Annotated in this window: 18 protein-coding genes; 5 read left to right on the top strand and 13 right to left on the bottom strand. The window is 72.3% G+C overall.

Going from position 1 to position 22,374, the window contains the following annotated elements; genetic code table 11:
* Positions 1–18 precede the first annotated feature (18 nt).
* Genes ACWD0A_RS15685 through ACWD0A_RS15670 form a run of 4 tightly spaced genes read right to left on the bottom strand, consistent with a single transcriptional unit; the run spans position 19 to position 3,240 of the window.
* On the bottom strand, positions 19–162 hold the full coding sequence (locus ACWD0A_RS15685) for a hypothetical protein (RefSeq protein ID WP_451298350.1): 144 nt from the start codon (positions 160–162) through the stop codon (positions 19–21).
* Positions 163–203: 41 nt separating this feature from the next.
* Positions 204–1,496, bottom strand: coding sequence for an ABC transporter substrate-binding protein (locus ACWD0A_RS15680; protein ID WP_451298348.1), 1,293 nt, complete (start codon positions 1,494–1,496; stop codon positions 204–206).
* Entirely contained in the window at positions 1,496–2,338 is an 843-nt protein-coding gene (locus ACWD0A_RS15675) for a carbohydrate ABC transporter permease (RefSeq protein ID WP_451298346.1), read from the bottom strand. Before ACWD0A_RS15675 ends, ACWD0A_RS15680 begins: the two co-directional genes overlap by 1 nt.
* On the bottom strand, positions 2,335–3,240 hold the full coding sequence (locus ACWD0A_RS15670) for a carbohydrate ABC transporter permease (RefSeq protein ID WP_451298344.1): 906 nt from the start codon (positions 3,238–3,240) through the stop codon (positions 2,335–2,337). Before ACWD0A_RS15670 ends, ACWD0A_RS15675 begins: the two co-directional genes overlap by 4 nt.
* Before the next feature lie 158 nt (positions 3,241–3,398).
* Between ACWD0A_RS15670 and ACWD0A_RS15665 the strand changes: the two genes are divergently transcribed.
* Complete coding sequence (locus tag ACWD0A_RS15665; RefSeq protein WP_451298342.1) at positions 3,399–4,259, top strand: phosphotransferase enzyme family protein; 861 nt, start codon at positions 3,399–3,401, stop codon at positions 4,257–4,259.
* 361 nt (positions 4,260–4,620) lie between these two features.
* Here ACWD0A_RS15665 and ACWD0A_RS15660 read toward each other — a convergent pair whose 3' ends face one another.
* From ACWD0A_RS15660 to ACWD0A_RS15645, 4 genes are all read right to left on the bottom strand, one after another.
* The gene (locus ACWD0A_RS15660) at positions 4,621–5,346 is read right to left on the bottom strand and encodes an exonuclease domain-containing protein (RefSeq protein ID WP_451298340.1); all 726 of its coding nucleotides are present in this window, start codon (positions 5,344–5,346) and stop codon (positions 4,621–4,623) included.
* 98 nt (positions 5,347–5,444) lie between these two features.
* Entirely contained in the window at positions 5,445–6,680 is a 1,236-nt protein-coding gene (locus ACWD0A_RS15655; protein WP_307712845.1) for an SAV2148 family HEPN domain-containing protein, read from the bottom strand.
* Between the two features lie 100 nt (positions 6,681–6,780).
* Positions 6,781–8,100 carry a copper amine oxidase gene (locus ACWD0A_RS15650; RefSeq protein WP_451298337.1) on the bottom strand — a complete coding sequence of 440 codons (1,320 nt, stop codon included), beginning with the start codon at positions 8,098–8,100 and terminating at the stop codon, positions 6,781–6,783.
* Positions 8,101–8,194: 94 nt separating this feature from the next.
* Entirely contained in the window at positions 8,195–9,031 is an 837-nt protein-coding gene (locus ACWD0A_RS15645) for a Tat pathway signal sequence domain protein (RefSeq protein ID WP_451298335.1), read from the bottom strand.
* 138 nt (positions 9,032–9,169) lie between these two features.
* On the opposite strand from ACWD0A_RS15645, the gene glgX reads away from it, so the two are divergent.
* Together glgX and treY are read left to right on the top strand one after the other, a co-directional pair.
* Positions 9,170–11,290, top strand: coding sequence for a glycogen debranching protein GlgX (glgX, locus tag ACWD0A_RS15640; RefSeq protein ID WP_451298333.1), 2,121 nt, complete (start codon positions 9,170–9,172; stop codon positions 11,288–11,290).
* 114 nt (positions 11,291–11,404) lie between these two features.
* Positions 11,405–13,867, top strand: coding sequence for a malto-oligosyltrehalose synthase (treY, locus tag ACWD0A_RS15635; RefSeq protein WP_451298331.1), 2,463 nt, complete (start codon positions 11,405–11,407; stop codon positions 13,865–13,867).
* Here the strand turns inward: treY and ACWD0A_RS15630 are convergent.
* Both ACWD0A_RS15630 and ACWD0A_RS15625 read right to left on the bottom strand, forming a co-directional pair.
* Positions 13,824–14,774: a cytochrome P450 gene (locus ACWD0A_RS15630; RefSeq protein WP_451298329.1), complete on the bottom strand. Its 951-nt coding sequence runs from the start codon at positions 14,772–14,774 to the stop codon at positions 13,824–13,826. The genes treY and ACWD0A_RS15630 overlap by 44 nt on opposite strands.
* Positions 14,775–15,022: 248 nt before the next feature.
* On the bottom strand, positions 15,023–15,571 hold the full coding sequence (locus ACWD0A_RS15625) for an FHA domain-containing protein (protein WP_451298327.1): 549 nt from the start codon (positions 15,569–15,571) through the stop codon (positions 15,023–15,025).
* A gap of 335 nt (positions 15,572–15,906) precedes the next feature.
* Here ACWD0A_RS15625 and ACWD0A_RS15620 point away from each other — a divergent pair, with 335 nt between their 5' ends.
* A complete protein-coding gene (locus tag ACWD0A_RS15620; RefSeq protein ID WP_451298325.1) occupies positions 15,907–16,803 on the top strand; it encodes a GNAT family N-acetyltransferase in 897 nt (298 codons plus the stop codon).
* A 46-nt stretch (positions 16,804–16,849) separates the two neighbouring features.
* On the opposite strand, the gene ACWD0A_RS15615 is transcribed toward ACWD0A_RS15620, so the two are convergent.
* Positions 16,850–18,214, bottom strand: a complete 1,365-nt coding sequence (locus tag ACWD0A_RS15615; protein WP_451298323.1) for a GH1 family beta-glucosidase — start codon at positions 18,212–18,214, stop codon at positions 16,850–16,852.
* Positions 18,215–18,328: 114 nt separating this feature from the next.
* On the opposite strand from ACWD0A_RS15615, the gene treZ reads away from it, so the two are divergent.
* Entirely contained in the window at positions 18,329–20,074 is a 1,746-nt protein-coding gene (gene treZ, locus ACWD0A_RS15610; protein ID WP_451298392.1) for a malto-oligosyltrehalose trehalohydrolase, read from the top strand.
* A gap of 42 nt (positions 20,075–20,116) precedes the next feature.
* Here treZ and ACWD0A_RS15605 read toward each other — a convergent pair whose 3' ends face one another.
* Both ACWD0A_RS15605 and ACWD0A_RS15600 read right to left on the bottom strand, forming a co-directional pair.
* Positions 20,117–21,238 (bottom strand): aminopeptidase P family protein, encoded by a 1,122-nt coding sequence (locus ACWD0A_RS15605; protein WP_451298321.1) that lies wholly within the window; start codon positions 21,236–21,238, stop codon positions 20,117–20,119.
* 108 nt (positions 21,239–21,346) lie between these two features.
* Positions 21,347–22,318 carry a hypothetical protein gene (locus tag ACWD0A_RS15600; protein WP_177151768.1) on the bottom strand — a complete coding sequence of 324 codons (972 nt, stop codon included), beginning with the start codon at positions 22,316–22,318 and terminating at the stop codon, positions 21,347–21,349.
* Between the last annotated feature and the right edge of the window lie 56 nt (positions 22,319–22,374).

The following is a 22,374-nucleotide window of genomic DNA, read 5'->3' as shown; positions in this document are numbered from 1 at the left end:
CTCGTGCGAGCCCCGGACTCACAGGCGCCGCACCAGCACCTCGTGCAGCCGAAGACCGGTGAACCGGGAGCGCAGCCCCGGCAGCAGCCGCCCGTCGATCTCGTACGCCCGCAGCTCCGGGACGGCAACGCGATTTCGCCGGGAGCCGCGGGCGGCGGGCACGTGGCGCCGGACCGGCGCCGTCGGCCGGGCCGGCACCGTGTTCAGCGCTGATACCGGGCCAGCACCAGATTGCCGTCCTCGACCAGCCGTTCGCGCAGTTCGTCGGCGTCGATCGCTCCGCTGTAGTACTCCTGGTACGCCGGGGTCGCGATCTTGTCCTTCCACTCCGGATACCCGCGCACCGACTGCGCCGGGGCCGACCGGAGATGCCGGGCGAGCTCGGCGCCCGTGGCCCAGCCGTCCTTGTCCGTGTGCAGGGCCGGGTCGTCGAGCGCCTCGGTCCCCGTCGGCAGCATCCAGTCGCCCCGGGCCAGCCGCACCATGTTCCGCGGCTGGAGCATGAAGTCGATGAACCGCGCCGCCTCCTTCTTGTACGGACTGTCCTCGGCGACCGACAAGGTCTGCGGGCTCACGCCCTGCGCCGGCCCGCCCGGCCCGGCGGGCGGGGGAAGCACCGTCCACTCGAATCCCTCGGGTGCCTGCTGGACGATCTGCTGCCGGTAGGAGAACCCGAGCGGAACCATGGCGTACTTGCCGCCGAAAAGGCCGGGCAGGGTGTCCGAACCGCCCGTGCCCAGCGTGCTGCGCGAGGCGCTCCTGTCGACGTTGACCTGGTCGTGGACGGTCCGTGGGACCACCGCGTCCCCCTCGGTGAACCGGACGGTGACCTTGCCGTCGTCCCCGCGGTGGAACAGCTGCCCGCCCGCGGACAGGCCGAGGTTGAGCGTCACGGACACCGGCTCCTTGAGCGGCCAGGCCATGCCGTACTTCCCCTCTCCCATGTGCTCGGTCAGGTCCTTCGTCACCTGCCGGAACTCCTCCCAGCTCCACGGCCGGCCGGCCGTCGGGACGCGGACGCCGGATGCGTCCAGGATCTTCTTGTTGGCGATGAGGACGCGGGGCTCCTGGAGGAACGGCACGCCGTAGACGCCGTCGCCGAAGGTGGTCGTCCGCCAGCTCTGCTGCGGGATGCCGGTCTTGAGGCGCTCGGGCAGCAGATCGGTCAGGTCGGCGAGGTAGCCGCCGTACGCGAAGTCCGCGAGGTCGTCGGAGGCGTCGTGGATGATGTCCGGCGCCTCGCCTCCCTCGAACGAGGTGAGCAACTGGTCGTGCACGCTGTCCCAGCTGCCCTGGACGTACTCGACCTGGATGTCGGGGTGGGCCTCGTTCCACTCCTTCACCAGTTCCTTGTTGGCGTCGACGGACTCCTTCTGCCACGCCAGGGACTGGAAACGGAGCCTGATCTTTCCGTCGGCGCGGTCTCCGTCCCCGCCGCAGCCGGTGAGCAGCAGCGCGAGGGCGGCGACGGCCGCGGGCAACAGTCGTGCGCGCATCAGTTCTTCACCGCCCCGGCCAGCATGCCGCCTGTGATCCGCTTCTGAATGATCGCGAAGATGACGAGCGAGGGGAGCGTCGCGAGGAACGCGGCCGCCGCGAGCGGCCCGAGGTCGGCGACGCCCTCCGCGCCGAGGAAGTGTGTGAGGACGACCGGCAAGGTCTGCTTCTCCGGGGTCTTGAGCAGGACGAGCGCGAAGAAGAACTCGTTCCACGCGGTGATGAACGCGAAGAGCGCGGTGGCGACGATCCCGGGCGCGAGCAGCGGGGCGGTCACCGAGACGAGCGTCCGCAGCCGGCCGGCGCCGTCCACGGCCGCGGCTTCCTCCAACTCGGCCGGCACGGCCCGCACATACCCCACGAGCATCCACAGTGCGAACGGCAGCGACCAGACGACATAGACCGTGATCAGCCCGAGGAGGGTGTTGATCAGATGCAGGTTCTTGAGGATCAGGAACAGCGGAATGATCACCAGGACGAACGGGAACGCCTGGCTGACCACGACCCATCCGGTGGCCGCGGTGGTCAGCCTGCCGCGGTGGCGGGCCATCACGTACGCCATGGGGGTCGCGATGACGACGGCGGTCAGGGCGGCGGCGAGGGCCGCGAGCAGACTGTTGCCCGCCGCCTGGAGCAGGGGCTGTTCGTCGAAGGCCTGCCGGAAGTTGTCGAGGGTCGGCTGCTCGGGGATCCAGGTGGGGTGCAGGGAGCCCAGTTCCCGCGCCGGCTTGAACGCGGTGGAGACCAGCCACAGGAACGGGAAGGCGAGGAAGACCAGATAGCAGACCAGCGCGACGTACTGCCCGGCACGTCCGGCCCTGCTGGCGCGCAGCGCGCTCATTTCTCGTCGCCTCCCTCGAGCCGTCCCACGAGGTGGAAGGCGAGCATCACCGAGATGACGGCGACCATGACGCAGCCCATGGCGGCCGCATAGCCGAACTGGCCGTAGCGGAAGGCCTCTTCGTAGGCGAAGAGCATGGGCAGCCGGGTCCGTCCGCCCGGTCCTCCATTGGTCAGCACGTACACCAGGGCGAATGCGTTGAAGTTCCAGATGAGGTTGAGCGCCGTGATGGCGAGCGCGACGGGTCGCAGCGCGGGCCAGGTGACGGTGCGGAACCGGCGCCAGGCGCCCGCTCCGTCCAGGGCGGCCGCCTCGTGGAGCTCGTGCGGGGTGTTCTGGAGCCCGGCGAGCAGCGCCACCGTGGTCTGCGGCATGCCTGCCCACACGCCGACGACGATCACGGCGGGCAGCGCGGTGGCGAGGCCGGTCAGCCAGTCGCGTCCGTCGCCGAGGCCCAGGTCGCGGATGGTCTCGTTGAGGATGCCGGCGTCGGGGTTGTAGGCAAGCCGCCACATGATGCCGACGACGACCTCGGGCATGGCCCAGGGGACGATCGCGAGCGCGCGGGCGAGCCAGCGAAGGCGCAGCCGCTGGTCGAGCAGCAGGGCGAGACCGAGGGCGAGGAGGAACTGCGGGACGGTCACACCGACCGCCCACAGCAGGCCGATGCGGAACGACTCCCAGAACAGGGTGTCGTGCAGCAGGTCCCGGAAGTTGAGTGTCCCGATCCACTGGGTGGGCTCCGTGCGGCCCGCCTGCGAGTCGGTGAGGGCCAGCGCGATGCCGTAGAGCAGCGGGCCGACGCTCAGTACGAGGATGGGGATCAGCGCGGGCAGGACGAGGAACCAGGCGCCTAAGGCCGGTTCCCTCCCGGACCGCGCCGTTGCGGTCGCCGATGTCACGTATTCGACTCCTTCGGGCGGCCCGGCCCTGACCGGGTACTGATCCGCCGCCCCGGCGGCCTGGTCATCGTGCTGACGGGTCGTCGGTTCGTCAAGGCAACCTGCACGGATGCGAGACTTTGCCCGATACACGACAGGCACAGTGCTGGGAGAGACCGATGGACGAGACACGGGCACGCGGCGTACTGGCGGCGGCCGGGCTTGTGGCCGCCGCCCGTGACGCCGCTCTGCTGGCGCTCGGCGAGAACGCGGTCTTCGCGGCGGGCGACATCGTCGTCAAGGTCGGCCGGGATGCCGAGCTTCTGCCGCGTGCCGAGCGGGAGCTGGCGGTGGCGGCCTGGCTGACCGACGCGGGTGTCCCCGCGGTGCGCGCCGCGGAGCCGAAGGCCCGGCTCGTCGACGGCCACCCGATGACGCTCTGGCACCGGCTGCCCGATGCCGTGCGCCCGGCGGAACCGGCCGATCTGGCACACCTGCTGGTCCGCGTCCATGCGCTCGGTTCTCCTTCCTTCGCGCTGCCCCGCCGCGATCTGCTGGCCGGGGTCGAACGGTGGCTGCGGCTGGCCGGCGACGCGATCGACGCCGCCGACGCCGCGTATCTGCGCGAGCGCCGTGACGGCTTCGCCGAGGCGGCGGCCTCGCTGACGCCGCATCTGCCACCCGGCCCCATCCACGGCGACGCGCTGCCCCGCAACGTCCATGTGGGCCCGGACGGCCCGGTGCTGGTCGACCTGGAGACGGTCTCCTGCGACCTGCGCGAGCACGACCTCGTGGTCATGGCGCTGTCCCGCGACCGCTACGGCCTCGACCCGGCCGCCTACGACGCGTTCACGGCCGCCTACGGCTGGGACGTGCGCGAGTGGGACGGCTGCGCGGTCCTGCGCGGTGCGCGCGAGACGGCGAGCTGCGCGTGGGTGGCCCAGCACGCCCCGGCGAACCCCAAGGCGCTCGCCGAGTTCCGCCGCCGGGTGGCCTCACTGCGCGACAACGACCTCGAGGTGCGCTGGTACCCCTTCTGACCCGGGCGATCGCCGCCACGGGGGCCGTGCTCCCCAGTACATGAACGCCTTCGACGCGGGGCCGGCTGCCGCCCGGACGCGTCTTCGGCGCAGCGGTGGCATCCGTCGCTCGGCGGCCTCCCGTTCGACCCGCGCGCGAACGCCCTTGGCACGGGGCGCCTTTGCCGCCCCTGCCCTCGAAGCGATCCCTCGTTCGGAACGCCCCGGCCACTCGAGCCCCCGATGTCCGCCGCCCCGCCCGGGGCCGGGCAGGCCACGGTGCCGCGCAGGCCCCAGGGCGGTCACGGCCTCTCGCCCCGCATGCCCCAGTCACTCTGACCCTCGACCGGCCAGGCCCCCCTCGCAGGCAGGCCCCGGCGGCTCAGGCCCCGGCCACCGGGGCGAGGGCGCGCAGCGGCCAGGAGGCGTCGACCACGGCCTCCGGGCTGCCCTTGCGGCGCAGGAAGCTCTGGAAGTCGGCCGCCCACTGCGCGTACCAGCTCACCTGGCGCTCGTGCAGCAGGCCGGGGTCGAGGCGCGCCACCGACGGATGGCGCTCGGCTATCGCCCGGGCGACGAGGACCGCGGCGAGCGCGTCCGCGTCCGCGCGGTGGGCGCGGTCGAGGACGACGCCGTACTCGACGCAGACCGCCTCGAGGTTGCGCTTGCCCTTGCGATAGCGGTCGACGGCACGGTCGATCGTGTACGGGTCGATGACCGGGCCTATCGGGCGCCCGTCAAGCCGCTCGCTCAACGAGGCGAGCCCGTGCCGGCACAACTCGGCCGAGAGCAGCGTCAGGTCGAAGGCCGCGTTGTACGCGACGACCGGGACACCCCGCAGCCAGTAGCCCGTGAGCACCTGGGCGACCTCTTCGGCCACCTCGCGGGCCGGCCTGCCCTCCGCCGCCGCGCGCTCGTTGCTGATGCCGTGGATCGCCGAGGCCTGCTCCGGGATCCGTATCCCCGGGTCGGCCATCCAGCCGCGGCGCAGCACGGGCTCCCCCGCGTGCAGTTCGACGACGGCGGCCGTCACGATGCGGGCGTCGAGCGGATCGGTGCCGGTGGTCTCCAGATCGAAGCCGGCCAGTGGCCCCCCGTGCCAGGACATGATGCCCCCTCCTCCATGGTGCGATGGTGCTTCCCCCGTTGGATCCTCACCTTCCCACGCAGCACTGACAACGAGGCGGGGACCGTGATCGGGCAGGGTCAGGACACGGGTCGCGAGTCGGTCCACACCGACTCGAACTCCTCGCGGTAGGTCTGGAAGAGTCCGCTCTCGCCGTCCTGCCCCGAGCGGACCACCGAGCGCCTGTCGCCCCGCAGGACGAGCACGGGGGCCTCCATGCCGCGGGCGCGGCGCAGGTAGGACTGGACGACGGCGAGGCCGTCGGGGCCGTCGCCGTCCACGAGGTAGGCGGTGAAGCGGGGGGTCTCGTCGAAGACCTGGATCTCGAAGGCCCCCGGGTCCCGCAGCCGGGAGCGGACCCGGCGCATGTGGAGGATGTTCATCTCCACGGTGCGGCTCAACTCGCCCTTTTTGATGCCGAGTTCTCGTTCGCGCCGCTTGACGGCGCTGCTCGCCGGGTTGAGGAAGAGGAGCCGGACCCGGCAACCGGACTCGGCCAGCCTCACGAGGCGGCGGCCGGAGAAGTTCTGTACGAGAAGGTTCAGGCCTATGCCGATCGCGTCGAGGCGACGCGCCCCGCCGAAGAGATCCTCGGCCGGCAGCTGGCGTTGGAGCCTGACCCGGTCGGGGTGGACGGAGACGACGTCCGCGTACCGGTCGCCGACCAGGTCCTCGACGGCGTCGACGGGGAGGCGGTCGGCGGAGGGGACCCCGGCGCCGCTGCCGAGTATCTCCAGCAGGCGTGCGGAGGCGCGCTCGGCCTGGGCGAGCACGGCCTCGTTGAGCGCACGGTTGCGGGAGACGACGTTGCGCGCCACCTCCAGCTCGTCCAGCGCCAGTTCGACGTCGCGCCGGTCGTCGAAGTACGGCTCGAAGCAGGGCCAGTGCTGCACCATCAGCTCACGCAGCTGCGGCAGGGTGAGGAAGGACAGGACGTTGTCGTCCGCCGGGTCCAGCAGGTAGCCCTTGCGGCGCGAGACCTCCCGCACGGCGACCGCCCGCTGCACCCACTCGTGGCCCGCGGGTCCGGCCGCCGCGACGACCCAGTCCTCGCCGTGCACAGGGTCGTAGATGGGCCGCAGCACGGCGGCGACCACCGCTCGCAACCGCTGTTCGACCAGATTCAGCCAGATGTAGGCGCGGCCTGCCCGCTGGGCGCGCGTGCGCACCTCGCTCCAGGCCTCCGCGCCCCAGTCCAGCTCCGCCCCGATCTCCATGGGCCGCGCGACCGAAACCGCTCCCGGCGGGACCTCGGCAGAGTCTCCCCCCTCGTGACCCGCGTCACCTGGGGGCAGCTCCAGCCCTCCCGAGCTCACCCGCGCACCGCCTTCTGCTTTCCTGGAACGCCGTCTTCAACGATCAAGGAAGCCTACTCCGGGAGCGGGAGGCGGTGCAGCAGGATGAGCCGGTTGTTTCTCAACTCCCGTGATCGTGGTGCCCGTTCTGGTCGGCCAGATCGGCCGGAGTGAGCGGATTCATAGACGTCACGTCCCGTGGGGCGAGCTGGAAGCCCTGCCAGTGGACGGGCATGGGCTGCTGGTCCTCGTCCCGGGCTATGTGGTGGAACCCGATGTTGACCCAGGCGATCGGATTGGCAAGGTTCTCACCATTGACCCATTTGTCCACGCTCGTGGGCGCGTTCTTCCCGCAGTCGAGGACGTTGTCGCTCGCGAACTGCTCGCAGGCCCTGTTCTGGGTGAAGTAGACGTCGTGCTTGGTGAAGGGACGGCCCTCGTGCCTGCTGGACGGGCCGGGCACGATCTCGTACGAGCGGGCGTGGCCGTCCCTGTTCTTGCCCCGCGCGCTGACCACGCGCCACCAGCGCATGGTGCGGACGTCTCCGGCGAGCTCCTTGGTGACGGGGGTCCGGGTCGTCTTCACGGTCGGGCTGCCGTCGCCCGTGGGGGCGGTGACCTTCGAGTCGTACTGCTCCACCCGGTTCGTGTTGCCGCCGTCCAGGCCGAAGTCGAGACGCCAGAACACGTTGTGGGCGTGGCTGGTGGCGTAGTCACGGGCGCCCTTGCCGATGGGCCAGCCGCGGCCGTCGGCGGCGTTGTAGGAGTCGGGCGCCAGGCTGCCCGTCGCGCCGACGTTGGCGGAGACGGTGCCGTCGGAGGAGAACCGCCACTCGGTGATGTACTCGTACCAGGCGACCTTGTTGACCGTGTAGACCAGCAGGTCCTTGCCCTGGGCCTGCCAGACCTTCGTGCCCTCGTCGTCGGCGAGCCGGTAGGCGTGGCCGCGGGAACGGGTGGTGGTGCACAGCCCGTCGACCGTCCCCATCTCCGGCACCCTGACCTTGGTGACCGTGCCGCCGGGGCACTCGCCGGGCGCCAGGTTCTGCAGGCCCCAGCCGAACCCGGCGCCGGTGAGGTCGTCGTACTCCGCGTTGCCGTCGTCGTACGGCACGTGTATCTGGGCGAGCTTGGCGCTGTTCAGCACCCGTATGGGACGCCGTTCACCCTTGGGCTGATAGGTGATCTTGTCGAGGATCAGGCCGTGGCCGGTGTCGTAGCGCCAGCACATCCGCCAGGTCGTGCCGCCGTCGAGCTTCTGCTCGATGCGGTAGGCGACGCTGCAGTCGGACTGCGGCGGCCTGGGGGCGGTCTGGGCGCCGCCCGCCGCGGCGGGAGCGGCGGAGGCCGGGCCGGTGGCGGCGCCGACGCTGCCGAGCAGCGCGGCCGCCGCCAGCAGCGCGCCGCGCCTGCGGACGCGCGAAGGACTGTTCACGTGCATCTGGACGTACTCCCTCACCGGGACGTGCGGACAGGAGGAACGGGTGGCACAGGTTGTGCGGGAAGGTGCGCCGCCGGAACGGCGCGACGGCCGGTCAGCCGACGCGCGCGACGGTCCGGGCGCTCAGGTCGACGATCAGATTCCGGATCTCGATCCAGGGACCGTTCACGACCTTGGTGACGAGGCGGACACAGCGGTGCTCACCGCAGCGGGCGAGCTCGTCGGGCACGTCCTTCTCGCGGTGGGTGCGGTAGACGTCGCCGTTGAACCAGAGCTGATCGGGTGAGGTCAGGGACCGGCCGGTCGCGTGCCGGTAGTCGGCCTTCAGGTCCGAGCCGAGCGGGTCGGCCAGGATCAGCGCGACGGCCTCGCGCAGCTCGTCCGGGTGCGGCGACGGCTGGACGCCCCGCTGGACGCCCGTGCGCTCGACCTTGCCGGTGTCGAGGTTGACGGTCGAGGTCACGAGCTCGTCGGCCCGGTAGTCGTAGAAGCTGACCTCGGCACGGCGCACGGCCGCGTCCGGAGCGGAGGGCGGCGGTTCCGCGAGATTGGTCGCGAGGTGCTGCGGACCACGGCCCCTCGCCGCGTTCTCGCCCTCCGACCGGGCTGCCGGTGTCAGCGCGATCTGTTCCGCGCGGCTCAGCTCGGCCGGCGTCAGCGGGTCACTGCCGACCCCGCGCTCCCCCTCCCGCGGCACGGCGACGGCAGGAGGCCGTGACCCGGCGGCCGAGCCTCTCCCGGCCTCACCGCCCTCCTCCGCGCCCGCCCGGCCTGCCGCGACCGGGCCCCGGGCCTGGCCGCCCGTCCCGTTCGTGTCGTCGGCGCCCGCAGTGCCCGGCAGGGTGATGCCCACCATCAGGGCCGTACCCGTCACCGCGATGGCGGTCCCCGCCAAGAGCTTCCCCAGGTGACGGCGCACCAATTGGCGCACTTGTCCCCCCTTTCCCCCAGGATCCCCATTGGTCACCCGGTAGGACGGTTCGAAGTCCTAGGAGGTTGCTCCACTTTGGGGGAGGATCTTCGCCAAGTAGTCCCCCACACCCGGATCAGAAATGGAAGAGTCGAATCTATGCAGGTCTGGCCGGGACAGGCGTACCCACTCGGCGCCACGTACGACGGCGCCGGCACCAATTTCGCGGTGCACTCCGAAGCCGCGCGGCGCATCGAGCTGTGTCTGCTGCACGACGACGGCTCGGAGACCGCGGTCGAGCTGCGCGAGACCGACGCGTTCGTGCGGCACGCGTACCTGCCGGGGGTGATGCCCGGGCAGCGCTACGGCTTCCGGGTCCACGGCCCGTACGAGCCCGCCCGCGGGCAGCGCTGCAATTCCGCGAAGCTGCTGCTCGACCCGTACGCGCGGGCGATCAGCGGGTCCATCGACTGGAACGAGTCGGTCTACGGCTACCACTTCGGCAGACCGGACTCCCGCAACGACCTCGACTCGGCGCCGCACACGATGTCGTCCGTCGTGGTCAATCCGTACTTCGACTGGGGCGACGACCGCCCGCCGCGTACGGACTACCACCGCACCGTGATCTACGAGGCCCATGTGAAGGGCCTCACCATGCTCCACCCCGAGCTGCCCCCGGAGCTGCGCGGCACGTACGCGGGCCTCGCGCATCCGGCCGTCATCTCGCACCTCACCGAACTGGGGGTGACGGCGCTGGAATTGATGCCCGTGCACCAGTTCGTGAACGACCACCGGCTGGTGGACGCGGGGCTGAACAACTACTGGGGCTACAACACCATCGGCTTCTTCGCCCCGCACAACTCCTACGCCTCCTGGGGCGACCGCGGCGAGCAGGTGCTGGAGTTCAAGCAGGCCGTGCGCGCGCTGCACCAGGCCGGCATCGAGGTCATCCTGGACGTGGTCTACAACCACACCGCGGAGGGCAACCACCTGGGCCCGACGCTGTCCTTCCGCGGTCTGGACAACGCCTCGTACTACCGGCTGATGGACGACCGCCGGTACTACATGGACACCACCGGCACCGGGAACTCCCTGCTCATGCGCAGTCCCCACGTACTGCAGCTGATCATGGACTCGCTGCGGTACTGGGTGACGGAGATGCACGTCGACGGTTTCCGCTTCGACCTCGCGGCGACGCTCGCACGCCAGTTCCACGAGGTCGACCGGCTCTCCTCGTTCTTCGACCTGGTGCAGCAGGACCCGGTGGTCAGCCAGGTGAAGCTGATCGCGGAGCCCTGGGACGTCGGCGAGGGCGGCTACCAGGTGGGCAACTTCCCGCCCCTGTGGACCGAGTGGAACGGAAAGTACCGGGACTGCGTGCGGGACCTGTGGCGCGGCGAGCCGCGTACGCTGGCCGAGTTCGCGTCCCGGCTGACCGGCTCGTCGGACCTCTACCAGGACGACGGCCGCCGGCCGCTGGCCTCGATCAACTTCACCACCTGCCACGACGGCTTCACCCTGCACGACCTCGTCTCCTACAACGGCAAGCACAACGAGGCCAACGGCGAGAACAACCGCGACGGGGAGAGCCACAACCGGTCCTGGAACTGCGGGGCCGAGGGCGAGACGGACGACCCCGGCGTGCTGGAGCTGCGCGAGCGGCAGATGCGCAACTTCATCGCGACGCTGATGCTCTCCCAGGGCGTGCCGATGCTCAGCCACGGCGACGAGTTCGCCCGCACCCAGGGCGGCAACAACAACGCCTACTGCCAGGACAACGAGATCTCCTGGGTGCACTGGCCCGATCCGGGCGAGGACGAGGAGAGCTCGCTGCTGACCTTCACCAAGACGATGGTGTGGCTGCGGCGCGACCACCCCGTCTTCCGGCGGCGCCGCTTCTTCCACGGCCGTCCGGTGGAGGGCACCCACGACGAGCTGACGGACATCGCCTGGTTCACGCCGAAGGGGGAGGAGATGGTCCAGCGCGACTGGCAGGCCGCGCACGCCAAGGCGCTGTCCGTCTTCCTGAACGGTCACGCCATCTCCGAGCCGGGGCCGCGGGGCGAGCGGATCTCCGACGACTCCTTCCTCCTGATGTTCAACGCGAGCGCGGACGAGCTGGAGTTCGTCGTCCCCGTCAACCACGGCGAGGAGTGGCAGGTCGTCGTGGACACCGCACGGCGCGAGGGCGTTCCGCCCGGCAAGGGGCCGATGGTGGCGGCGGGGGACGTGCTGCCGCTGGTGGGCCGCAGCCTGACCGTGCTGCGCAGGCCCGCGTAGCCGCAGCCGCCGGAGGCACCCGCGGAAGTTCCCGGCCGGGCGGACGATCACTCGATCGACCGAACGGCCGGGACCGGCGGCACAGAAGCGTTCAGGGCGGGTACGTATGTTCGCATGACACCCACGGCCACCTACCGGCTCCAGCTGCAGCCGGACTTCCCGTTCGCGGCCGCCGAGGCGGCGGTTCCGTATCTCGCCGACCTCGGCGTCTCCCACCTGCACCTGTCGCCGGTGCTGGAGGCGGTGCCTGGGTCCACCCATGGGTACGACGTCGTCGACCACGGCCGTGTCCGCGCGGAGCTCGGCGGCGAGGAGGGGCTGCGCCGCCTGTCCCACACGGCCCGCGAGCACGGCCTGGGCCTGGTCGTCGACATCGTGCCGAACCACATGGCCGCCGTCCCGCGCTACAACCGCGCGCTGTGGGAGGTGCTGCGCGAGGGCCCGCGGTCGCCGTTCGCCCGCTGGTTCGACATCGACTGGGCCGCCGGGGACGGCAAGGTGCTGCTGCCGGTGCTGCCCGGGCGCATCGGCGGCGAGCTGGCGCAGCTGCGGGTCGAAGGGGAGGTGCTGCACCACGGGGAGCAGCGGTTCCCGTTGCGCGCGTCGACCGCACACCTGCCGCTGCCCGAGCTGCTGGACGCCCAGTGGTACCGCCTCGCGTGGTGGCGCCTTGCCCGTACCGAGCTCAACTACCGGCGGTTCTTCACCGTATCCGACCTCATCGGGGTGCGGGTGGAGGACCCCGAGGTCTTCGACGCGACCCACGCCAAGATCCTTGAGCTGGTGCGGGACGGCGTCGTCGACGGGCTGCGGGTGGACCATCCGGACGGGGTGGCCGACCCCGAGGGTTATCTGCGCAGGCTCGACGAGGCGACCGGCGGTTGGGGGCCCCTCCCAAGGCCGCCAGGCCGCAGGGGGAGCTGGATCGTCGTGGAGAAGATCCTCACCGGCGACGAGCGGCTTCCGGCCGGCTGGCCCGTCGCGGGCACGACGGGGTACGACGCGCTGCGCCGGGTCGACGGCCTGTTCACCGACCCGGCGGGCGTGCGCCAACTGGTCGGCGTCTACCGCGACTTCACCGGGGTGGACGACAGCCTCGGCGGACGGTGGGAGGCGACGGCGCGGCGCGCGGCCTACGAGGTGGTGACGCACGAGCTGGCAGCCGAGACCGCGACGCTCGTCCGCCTCGCCGAGCGGATCTGCGCCGAGGACACGCGGCTGCGCGACCACGCCCCGTGGGCCCTGCGTGCGGCCGTACGTGAGCTGCTGGTCCGCGTGCCCGTCTACCGGCCCTACCGGGTCGATGCCGAGTCCGCGCTCCCGGAGGACGCGGCGCGGGCGGCGCGGGACACGTTCGCCGTGCCCGAGGAGGCGGCTGCGGTGGACGTGGTGCGGGACCTGGCACTGGGCCGGCTCGGTGACGGGCCGGACCACGTCCGGTTCCGGGCGCGCTTCGCCCAGACGGCCTCGGCGCTGCGGGCCAAGTCGGTGGAGGACACCGCGTTCTACCGGTACGTGCCGCTGATCTCGGCCAACGAGGTGGGCGGCGACCCCGGCAGCCCCGCGGTGGAGCCCGCGGCCTTCCATGCCTTCTGCGCCCGCCTGGCCCGCGACTGGGCGGGCACGGGCACGGTGCTGACCACGCACGACACCAAGCGCAGCGCGGACGTGCGGGCGCGCATCGCGGTGCTGTCCGAGTGCCCGGAGCGGTGGGCGCGGTTCCTGGAGCGGATCACCGAGGAGGCCGAGAGCCCGTCCGGGGGCGGCGGGGCCCCCGATGCGCAGCTGGCGTGGGTGGCCTGGCAGACGGCCGTCGGGTTCGGCATCCCCGACGCGGACCGGCTGGAGGCGGCACTGCTCAAGGCGGTGCGCGAGGCGGGGGTGCACACGAGCTGGACGGAGTCGGACCCGGCGTACGAGAAGGCGGTGTCGGCGTTCGTGGGCAGCGGACCGGCCGGTTCGCCGCAGCATTCGGTGGCCCGCTTCGTCCGGCAGCTCGCGCCGTACGTGCGGGCGAACGTGCTGGGGGCGGCGCTGCTGCATCTGACGATGCCGGGCGTGCCCGACGTGTACCAGGGCTCGGAACGCGAGTTCCTGGCCCTGGTCGACCCGGACAACCGGGCCCCGGCCCGTTTCGGCCCTCCGTTGTCCGAGCCGCCGACCGTCGGCGCGGGGGGTGGCTCGGCGACGGATCCGGAGGGCGGTCTGAGTGCGGAGAAGGAGGCCCTGACGGCCACGGTGCTCAGACTCCGCCGGGCGCGCCCGGACCTGTTCGGCGCCCGCGCCGCGTACGAGGCGCTGACCGCCTCCGGTCCGGCGGCCGGGCACTGCGTCGCGTTCCGCCGGGGTGAAGAGGTGGTCACGGCCGTCACGCGGCTCTCGATGCGGCTGGAGGGCGAGGGCGGCTGGCGGGGCACGGCTCTGACGCTTCCGCCGGGCCGGTGGACCGATCTGCTGGGCGGGGAGCGCGAGTTCACCGGTGAGGTGCCCGTGCCGGTGGCCGACCTGTTCGCGGAGCGGCCTGTGGCGCTGCTCAGCCGCGCGGACGGACCAGCAGCGTCTTGGGGGACCGGGTGATCAGGCCACTGGCGACCGGCCGGAATCCGTCGGCCCAGCGCATCCTCGGCATCGCCTCGCTCAGCGCGCGCAGGCCGTACTCGGCCTCCATCGCCGCGAGCTCCACGGCCGGGCACCCGCCCAGACCGAAGGTGAGCTGGCCGGGATCGCCCCGGAGCATGTCGAACCGGTCGGGCTCCCGGAACCGCTCCGGGTCCCGGCCCGCCGAGCCGATCAGGCAGGCGACGGCCGCGCCCGCCGGCAGCGTGCCTCCGCTGAGCGTGACCTCGGCGGCCGTCCTGCGGATCAACACCAGCACGGGCGGATCGCGTCGCAGGGACTCGGTCCAGGCCCGTGCGATCAGCCGCGGCTCGGCCCGCAGCGCGGCCATCCGGTCGGACTGGTCGAGCACATTGGCGAAGAACGAGGCGAGTGCCTTCTCCCGCACCGAGACCTGGGAGACGCAGCGCCCGGCGAGCAGCGCCCGGCCGGCCGTCCTGCCCCGTACCGCGACGGCCCCGGACGGCAGCCACCGGCAGAACTCCTCCACCAGATCGACCTGCTCACGACCCGCGAGCCGCCGGGCGAGGACGTACGCGGTGCGCTGGACGATCTCGCGCAGCGCGGGCGGGACGGGCGCGAGGTGCCCGGCGCATCCCGCGTCGCCGGGCCGGTGGCCGTGGGTGAAGCGAAGATCGGTCAGAGCGGTGGCGACGTCGCGGTAGCGGCTGAGCAGCCAGGCGCCCACGGACGCGTCGTAGGTGAGGGGATGGTCCTCACGCAGCCGGCGGTAGCCCTCGTACAGCTCGTGCTCGTTCCCCGTGGGCAGGCCGGGCAGCAGCGCGCCGGCCCGGCGCCCCGTCCCGGCGGGCAACGCGGAGACGGTGGGCGGTGAGGGCTCGGGCATGGGGCGTATGTCCGCGTGCATGGTGTGCGCTCCCCTGTCACGGCCGCGGGTCTCTTGCCCCGCTGCTCCCTTCAGGTGACCACCGGGCCGCCGTCACCGCAGTCGGCGCAGGGCCGTACGGGTGAAGTCCTGACGGGTACGCCATTCGGGCGAAAGAGCCGGCCACAGCGGGGCCGAAGCCGCGGCCGCCCGACCGGGGAGGCGCTCCCACGGCTTCGACGTGACCGTGAAAACCATGCCGCTGACCGCGACGGCGAACGGGTCGCCGTTCAGCGGGCGGTGAGGCGGAAGCTCATGCTGCCGAAGCCCACCATGTCGCCGTCCTGGACGACGATCGCGCCGGTCACCCTGCGGCCGTTGACCGTCGTGCCGTTGGTCGAGCCGAGGTCGCGCAGGACCCACAGAGTGCCCTGGTGGCTCAGTTCGGCGTGCAGCCGCGAGACCGTGTCGTGGCTCAGCCGCAGCCCGTTGACCGGGTCCCGGCCGATGCGCAGGGGGTACGGCCCCGGCTCGGGCAGCAGCAGCGGGGGCAGCTTCTCCGCCTGCCAGGCCCTGCGCAGCCGGACGGAGAACGCCGAGACCCGGCCGACCGCGCTGTAGATCCGGCGGGCCCACCTGTTCTCGTGGACGAGGTCGGCGGTGAGGGCGTCCAGCTCCTCCGAACGGCGGGCGGCCAGGACCAGTTCCATCCGGTGCACGAACGTCTCGTGCGACAGCTTGCCCTGGGCCGCGCCCTCTCTGAGCACATCGAGGACACGCTCGCGCTCGGCGTCCGACAGCCGTGCGGGATACGTGGGGGACTCGTAGGAGGACGTCACATGGCAGATTGTCGGGCCGAAGGGCCCGGGGTGTCCAGAAGAGCAGGTCTTCTGCTGTTCGACGCGACCCCTCTGACCTGCACGGAAGGTGGCGTTCCGCCCACCGTGCGGCCCAACTGGCCTGCGGACACGGCACATTGGGACGCACCCGGGCAGCCGGAAAAGGCTGGACCCGAGCCCGCGGGCCGGTCTAGGGTGCGCACCGACGCCCGTGACGACGGAAGGAGGCGAGTGCCGTGCACCTCACACGATTTCCGCGCTCCCGCCCCGTCCGCCCGGCGTTCTGTGTCTGACCGGGAGCGCCTCACCTACCTCGCATCCCGGAGGACTTCCTCATGACCGATCTGGTCATCCGCGCGCTCGACGCGAGCGACGCCCGTCTTTTCGACACCCTGCCCGACCCTCTCGGCGCGGCCGAGGGCCATGCCCGCACCGTCCACCGGCCCGACTGGAAGCGGATCGCCCTGCGCGACGGCGAGGTCGTGGCCCGAGGCGCCTGGTGGGGCGGCCCGGGTGACGAAACGCCCGTGAACATCAATTGGTTCGACGTCGCCGCCGGCGAGGAGGAGGCGGGCGCCGAACTGCTGCGCACCGCTCCCTTCCAGGTCGAGCTGGAGCTCAACCTGCCCGCCGGCTGGCGGGACGACCCGGTCGCGCGGCCGGCCGCCGAGGCCCGGGTCCGCGCCGCGAAGGCGGCGGGGTACGAGGTGCTCGTCGAGCGGTTCATGTACCGCTGGACCCCCGCGCACGGTCTGCCCGAGCGGCCGGGCCGCCTCACGTTCCGGCCCGAGCCGGACGACTCCGTGTTCTTCGAGGCGCTCAAGCGCATCCACTCCGTGACGCTGGACGCGCACGCGCTCCGGGCGATCGCCGAAGGCGGTCTCGACCAAGCGGCGCAGGAGGAGCTGGACTTCTTCCGCTGGTGCCCCTCGCCGCGGGAGTGGTGGCAGATCGCCCACACACCCGAGGGCGAGCTCGCCGGCATCCACATCCCGGCACACAATCCGGGCGGCCCCTGCATCGGCTTCATCGGCGTCGTCCCCGAGCAGCGCGGCCGCGGCTACGCGTACGACCTGCTCGCGGAGTGCACGCACTTCCTCGCCGAGCGGGGCGCCGAGTTCATCGCGGGCGCCACCGACCAGGGGAACTTCCCGATGGCGGCGCACTTCGCCAAGGCGGGCCACCCGGTGGTCAAGGAGCGGATCAACTTCGTTCCCCCCACGGGGAGCTGACCGTGGGCCGGGGGCGTCCGGGGCCAGGGCTCCGGACACCCCCGCGTCACTGCCCGCCGCGGCGCTTCTGCTCGGCGATCACGTCCCGGTACCAGGCGTAGGACGCCTTGGGCGTGCGGCGGAGGGTCTCGTAGTCGACATGGACGAGCCCGAAGCGCTGGGAGGCTCCCTCGGCCCACTCGATGTTGTCGGTGAGCGACCAGGTGAAGTAGCCGCGGACGTCGACGCCGGACGTCATCGCCTCGTGCAGGGACCGCAGATGGGCGTCGAGGAAGGCGATACGGCGCCGGTCGTCGATGCCGTCGTACGCGCAGCCGTTCTCGGTGACGACGACGGGAGGCAGCCGGTCGCCGTAGCGGTCCTTCAGCGAGACCAGCAGCTCGCGCAGTCCGTCGGGGACGACGGGCCAGCCGAAGTCGGTGCGCTCGTCGGCGGCGATCTCCCGCAGCCCGAACGGGAGTTCCGCGGGCATGCCGACGCCGGCGAAGCCGTCGAGGGCGTCCGGGGCGGGCGCGCCGACGAGCATCGGGTGGTAGTAGTTCACGCCGTAGAAGTCCAGCGGCTCCGCGATCACGGTGAGGTCGTCGGCGACGGGGCCGGGCATGAGCTCGGCGAAGCCGTCGGGGTAGGCGCCGGTGAGCAGCGGGTCGACGAACAGCCGGTTGGTGACCGTGTCGTAGAGCTCGGCGGCGAACCGGTCCTCGTCGCTGTCGCCCGCCGTCCACACGGGCGAGTGGGAGACGGCGATGCCGATGTCCGTGGCACCCGCCGCTCGCAGCGCCTGGACGGCGAGGCCGTGGGCGAGCAGCTGGTGGTGGGCGGCGGGCAGGGCGTCGAAGAGGAGCCGCCGGCCGGGGGCGTGCTCGCCGAGGGCGTAACCGAGCAGGGTGACCTCGGCCGGTTCGTTGACGGTCATCCACAGGGGTACACGGTCGGTGAGGCGTGCCGCGACGGCCGCGGCGTACTCGGCGAACCGTTCGGCGGTGTCGCGGCGCAGCCAGCCGCCCGCCTCGTCGAGCGGAAGCGGCGTGTCCCAGTGGTAGAGCGTCGGTGCGGGGGTGATGCCGTGGGCGCGGAGTTGGTCGACGAGCCGGTCGTAGAAGTCGAGTCCGCGGACGTTGACCGGGCCGCTGCCGCCGGGGACGACGCGGGGCCAGGAGACCGAGAAGCGGAACACGTCGGCGCCGAGGCCGGCGAGCAGGGCGACGTCCTCGGCAAAGCGGTCGTGGAAGCCCGTGCCGCGGGTGGCGTCGGCGCCGTCCTTGATCCGTCCGGCGGCCGCGAAGGCGTCCCAGCCGGAGGGTCCCTTGCCGTCGGCGTCGGCGGCGCCCTCGGTCTGGAAGGCGGACGCGGCGGCTCCCCACAGGAAGCCGGGCGGGAACGCGGGCAGCGGCTCCGTCGGCATCGGCATGGCCCGTGACCTTAATGGCCCAAGCACCCCGCCTGAAGACCCTCGTCTTGTCAGGATGGACGGGACATACGGGATCGACGGGACCGGCATCGACGACGAGGGGATTCGCCAGTGCTGTTGTTCGAGGTGTGGGCGCCGCGGGCCGAGGAGCGGGTCACGCTGTGGCTGGAGGGCGCCGAGCGCCCGATGGAGCGCGACCAGGGCCGGGCGGGCTGGTGGATCGCGGAGGCCGAGGCGGGCGACGGCGCCCGGTACGGCTTCGCGCTGGACGGGGGTCCGCTGCGGCCGGACCCGCGCTCGCGCCGTCAGCCGGACGGCCCGGACGCCCCGAGCGCGGTCGTCGACCACGACGCGTACGTATGGCGGCACGAGTGGACCGGCCGGGGCCTGCGGGGCGCGGTCCTCTACGAGCTGCACATCGGCACCTTCACCCGCGAGGGCACTCTCGACGCGGCGGCGGCCCGCCTCGGCGAACTCGCCGATCTGGGCGTCACGCATGTCGAGCTGATGCCGCTGTGCCCGTTCCCCGGCGTGCACGGCTGGGGCTACGACGGGGTGGACCTGTGGGCGGTGCACGAGCCGTACGGCGGCCCCGCGGCACTGAAGCGCTTTGTCGACACGGCGCACGGGCTGGGACTGGGTGTGGTGCTGGACGTCGTGCACAACCACCTCGGCCCGTCCGGCAACCATCTGCCCGCCTTCGGCCCGTACTTCACCGACATCCACCACACGCCCTGGGGCTCGGCGGTCAACCTGGACGCCCCCGGGTCGGACGAAGTGCGCGCCTTCCTGCTGGGCAGCGCGCTGGCCTGGCTCCGGGACTACCGGATCGACGGGCTGCGGCTCGACGCGGTGCACGCGCTGGCCGACACCCGGGCCCTGTCCTTCCTGGAGGAGCTGTCTGCCGCCGTCGACACCCTGGCCGCCGACCTCGGCCGCCCGCTGTTCCTGATCGCCGAGTCCGACCGGTGCGACCCGCGCACCACGTCGTCCCGCGCCGAGGGCGGCCTCGGGCTGCACGCCCAGTGGAACGACGACTTCCACCACGCTCTGCACGCCGCGCTGACCGGCGAGTCCCAGGGCTACTACGCCGACTTCGCGCGCGCCCCGATGGCCGCGCTCGCCAAGACGATGAACCACGTCTTCTTCCACGACGGCACGTTCTCGACCTTCCGCGGCCGCACCCACGGCCGGCCCGTCGACGTGAACACCACGCCCGGGTACCGCTTCCTCGGCTACGCGCAGACCCATGACCAGATCGGCAACAGGGCGCTCGGCGACCGGCTCTCGGCCACTCTCACGCCGGGTCTTCTGGCGTGCGCGGCGGCCCTGGTGCTGACCTCCCCGTTCACGCCGATGCTCTTCATGGGCGAGGAATGGGGCGCGAGTACCCCCTGGATGTACTTCACCGACCACACCGACCCCGAGCTGGCCGAGGCCGTACGGGCGGGCCGGCGCCGGGAGTTCGCGGAACACGGCTGGGCGGAGGAGGACGTGCCGGACCCGCAGTCACCGGCCACCCGGGAGCGCTCGTGCCTGGACCGCTCCGAGCGCGAACGCGAGCCGCACGCGGCCCTGCTCGCCTGGTACCGGGAGCTGATCGCCCTGCGCCGTACGCTGCCGGACCTGACCGACCCGGACCTGGCGTCGGTGAAGGTGGCGTACGACGAGCAGGAGCGCTGGCTGGCGTACCGGCGCGGCGATCTGCGGATCGCGGTGAACCTCGGCGAGGACAGCGCCGCGATCCCGCTGGGCGGCGGCGGACGGGTCGTCGCGGCCCGGGGCAAGGTGGAGGCCCCCGGCAGTGACGGGGTGCTGCGCCTGGCGCCGGAGAGCTGTGTGGTGCTCGCCGCGTCCTAGGTCCTGTCCACGACGTCCCGCACGATCCCCGGCGCCCTGGCGCTACTCGACGATCGCCATCTCGCGCGAGGTGTTGTTGAAGCGGCGGACCCCGTCCTCGGTGACGGTGACGATGTCCTCGATGCGGACGCCGAACCGGCCGGGGAGGTAGATCCCGGGCTCGACGGAGAAGCACATGCCGGGGACGAGCGGCTGGTCCTCGCCCTCGATCATGTACGGCGGTTCGTGGGTGGTGACGCCGATGCCGTGGCCGGTGCGGTGGACGAACAGGTCCCCGTACCCGGCCGCCTCGATGATCTCGCGGGCGGCCCGGTCGACCTCCTGGCAGGCGACGCCGGGCCGGACGGCGTCGACTCCGGCCTGCTGCGCCTCGCGCACGACGTCGTGGACGTGCTGTTCGGCCGGGCTGGGCTCGCCGACGTGAACGGTGCGGGTGGTGTCGGAGCCGTAGCCGTGCTTGAGGCCGCCGAAGTCGAGCACGACCATGTCGCCGTGGACGACCGTGCGGTCGCCCGCCTCGTGGTGCGGGTTGGCTCCGTTGGGGCCCGAGCCGACGACGGTGAAGTCGACCTGCGAGTGCCCGAACCGCAGCAGCAGCGCGGCCAGATCGGCGGCCACGTCGGTCTCCTTGCGGCCCGCGAACGGCACCTTGAGGATCTCGGCGTACGCCTCGTCGGCGGCGGCGCCCGCCGCCTCGATGCGCGCGAGTTCACGCGCGCCCTTCACCGCGCGGAGCATGGGCAGCGCCTCCGTCAGCGAGACGTACGAGGTGCCGGGCAGTTCCCGCTGGAGGCCGAGCAGGTGCGTGGCCCACGTGTTGTCGCTGACGGCGAAGCGGCCGGACACGTCCAGGAGCGGGGCGACGGCCGCGTAAGGGTCCTTGCCGTCGGTCCAGTCGCGCACGGTCAGCGCGGACGCGCCGGGCGCCGCCTCGGCGTCGGGCGCCTCCAGGGTGGGGACGACCAGGACCGGGTCCTGGCCGGCGGTGAGGACGAGGACGGTGAGCCGCTCGGTGCCCACGGGCCGGTAGCCGGTCAGGTGCACGAGATCGGGTCCGGGCGCGACCAGCACCCCGGCGAGCCCGGCGTCGGCCGCGGACTCGGCGGCACGGGTCATCCGCGCGCGGTAGTCGGCGGCGGTGAACGGGGGCGGCGTGCTGGTCATGGGGCCTCCTGCCCGGCCTGCGGTCGTCTCCTCGGACCGTCCTGCCCGCCATCCTCCTTCGGCACACCGGCGGGCGCGAGTGCGGTCCGGGGCCGGTCCGGAGGCGGGTCAGCCGTCGTCGCCGGTCCGTCCGCCCTCCTCGGCGACCAGCCGCTCCAGCAGCGCGTGGAACTCCTCGCCGACCGTGATCCGCAGCCCCTCCCCGTCCTCGTCGCGGTCGCTGAGCTGGGTCAGGGTGCCCGCCCGCCACCAGTAGACGTAGGGGCTGATGGCGCCGGGGGTGTCCTCGTAGCCGGTGGCCGCGAAGGACGCCATGGCGTTCAGCGCGGCGATCATGCCGGTGTCGTGGATGGCGTGGAAGGCGAGCTGGTGGCGGAACGGCATCGCCACGAGCGCCCCGTCGGCCGTCAGCTCCTCGCCGGTGACCTGCCGTACGACGGACTCCAGCGCGAGCACCCGGCTCGCGGTGTAGAAGGAGTCCCCGAGCACGACCTCGAAGCGCATGCCCTCGTCGTCTGCGACGGTCTCATGGGCCTCGACGGGCAGGCCGCGGAGGTTGTAGAGCGCCTGGTCGCGCAGGTAGGGCAGGTCGCCGAGCGGTTCGAGGGCCTCGTCGGTGAGCATCATGACGCTCTCGGGGAGGTCGAGGGCGAGGATCTCGAAGAGGCCGGGAGCGAGGGGGCGGGCGTAGCCGAAGTTCTTGGGGTCGAGACCGTCGGCGCCGACGACGCGAGGGTAGAGCTGGGCGCGGATCTGCTCCCTGGGCAGGGTCTCCAGGGCGGACGGCGCCTCCATGGTGCGCAGGACCATGCCGACGTGCTGGTGGACCAGTTCGGGCCAGGCGCGCGGCCCGCGTTCGTCGTTGTGGCAGACGGCGGCGAGGTTGCCGAGGCCGAACTGGCGGCCCGCGCTGTCGGACACCATGTCCGCGTAGACGGTCACCTCGAGGCCCCGCTCGGCGAACGCCTCGCGCACGAGGCCGCGGAACCGCGTGCCTTCACCCGCGGAGAGGAAGGCGAACTCGGGGTCCCGGGGCGCATCGCGTCCGTCGCGCTTCGGCCCTCGCCGGAACAGCCCCACGCCGACCGCCCTTCGTGCTCGTCACTCGCCACGTGTCCTTGTTCGAGCCTACAGAT

The sequence above is a fragment of the Streptomyces sp. NPDC002867 genome, assembly GCF_053591895.1.
This window is presented reverse-complemented; position numbering and strand designations above follow the sequence as displayed.

Coding starts and splice junctions, on each gene's coding strand:
- ACWD0A_RS15680 (WP_451298348.1), bottom strand. CDS start 1,496: ATGCGCGCACGACTGTTGCCCGCGGCCGTCGCCGCCCTCGCGCTGCTG.
- ACWD0A_RS15675 (WP_451298346.1), bottom strand. CDS start 2,338: ATGAGCGCGCTGCGCGCCAGCAGGGCCGGACGTGCCGGGCAGTACGTC.
- ACWD0A_RS15665 (WP_451298342.1), top strand. CDS start 3,399: ATGGACGAGACACGGGCACGCGGCGTACTGGCGGCGGCCGGGCTTGTG.
- ACWD0A_RS15660 (WP_451298340.1), bottom strand. CDS start 5,346: ATGTCCTGGCACGGGGGGCCACTGGCCGGCTTCGATCTGGAGACCACC.
- ACWD0A_RS15650 (WP_451298337.1), bottom strand. CDS start 8,100: ATGCACGTGAACAGTCCTTCGCGCGTCCGCAGGCGCGGCGCGCTGCTG.
- glgX (WP_451298333.1), top strand. CDS start 9,170: ATGCAGGTCTGGCCGGGACAGGCGTACCCACTCGGCGCCACGTACGAC.
- treY (WP_451298331.1), top strand. CDS start 11,405: ATGACACCCACGGCCACCTACCGGCTCCAGCTGCAGCCGGACTTCCCG.
- ACWD0A_RS15630 (WP_451298329.1), bottom strand. CDS start 14,774: ATGCACGCGGACATACGCCCCATGCCCGAGCCCTCACCGCCCACCGTC.
- ACWD0A_RS15620 (WP_451298325.1), top strand. CDS start 15,907: ATGACCGATCTGGTCATCCGCGCGCTCGACGCGAGCGACGCCCGTCTT.
- ACWD0A_RS15615 (WP_451298323.1), bottom strand. CDS start 18,214: ATGCCGATGCCGACGGAGCCGCTGCCCGCGTTCCCGCCCGGCTTCCTG.
- ACWD0A_RS15605 (WP_451298321.1), bottom strand. CDS start 21,238: ATGACCAGCACGCCGCCCCCGTTCACCGCCGCCGACTACCGCGCGCGG.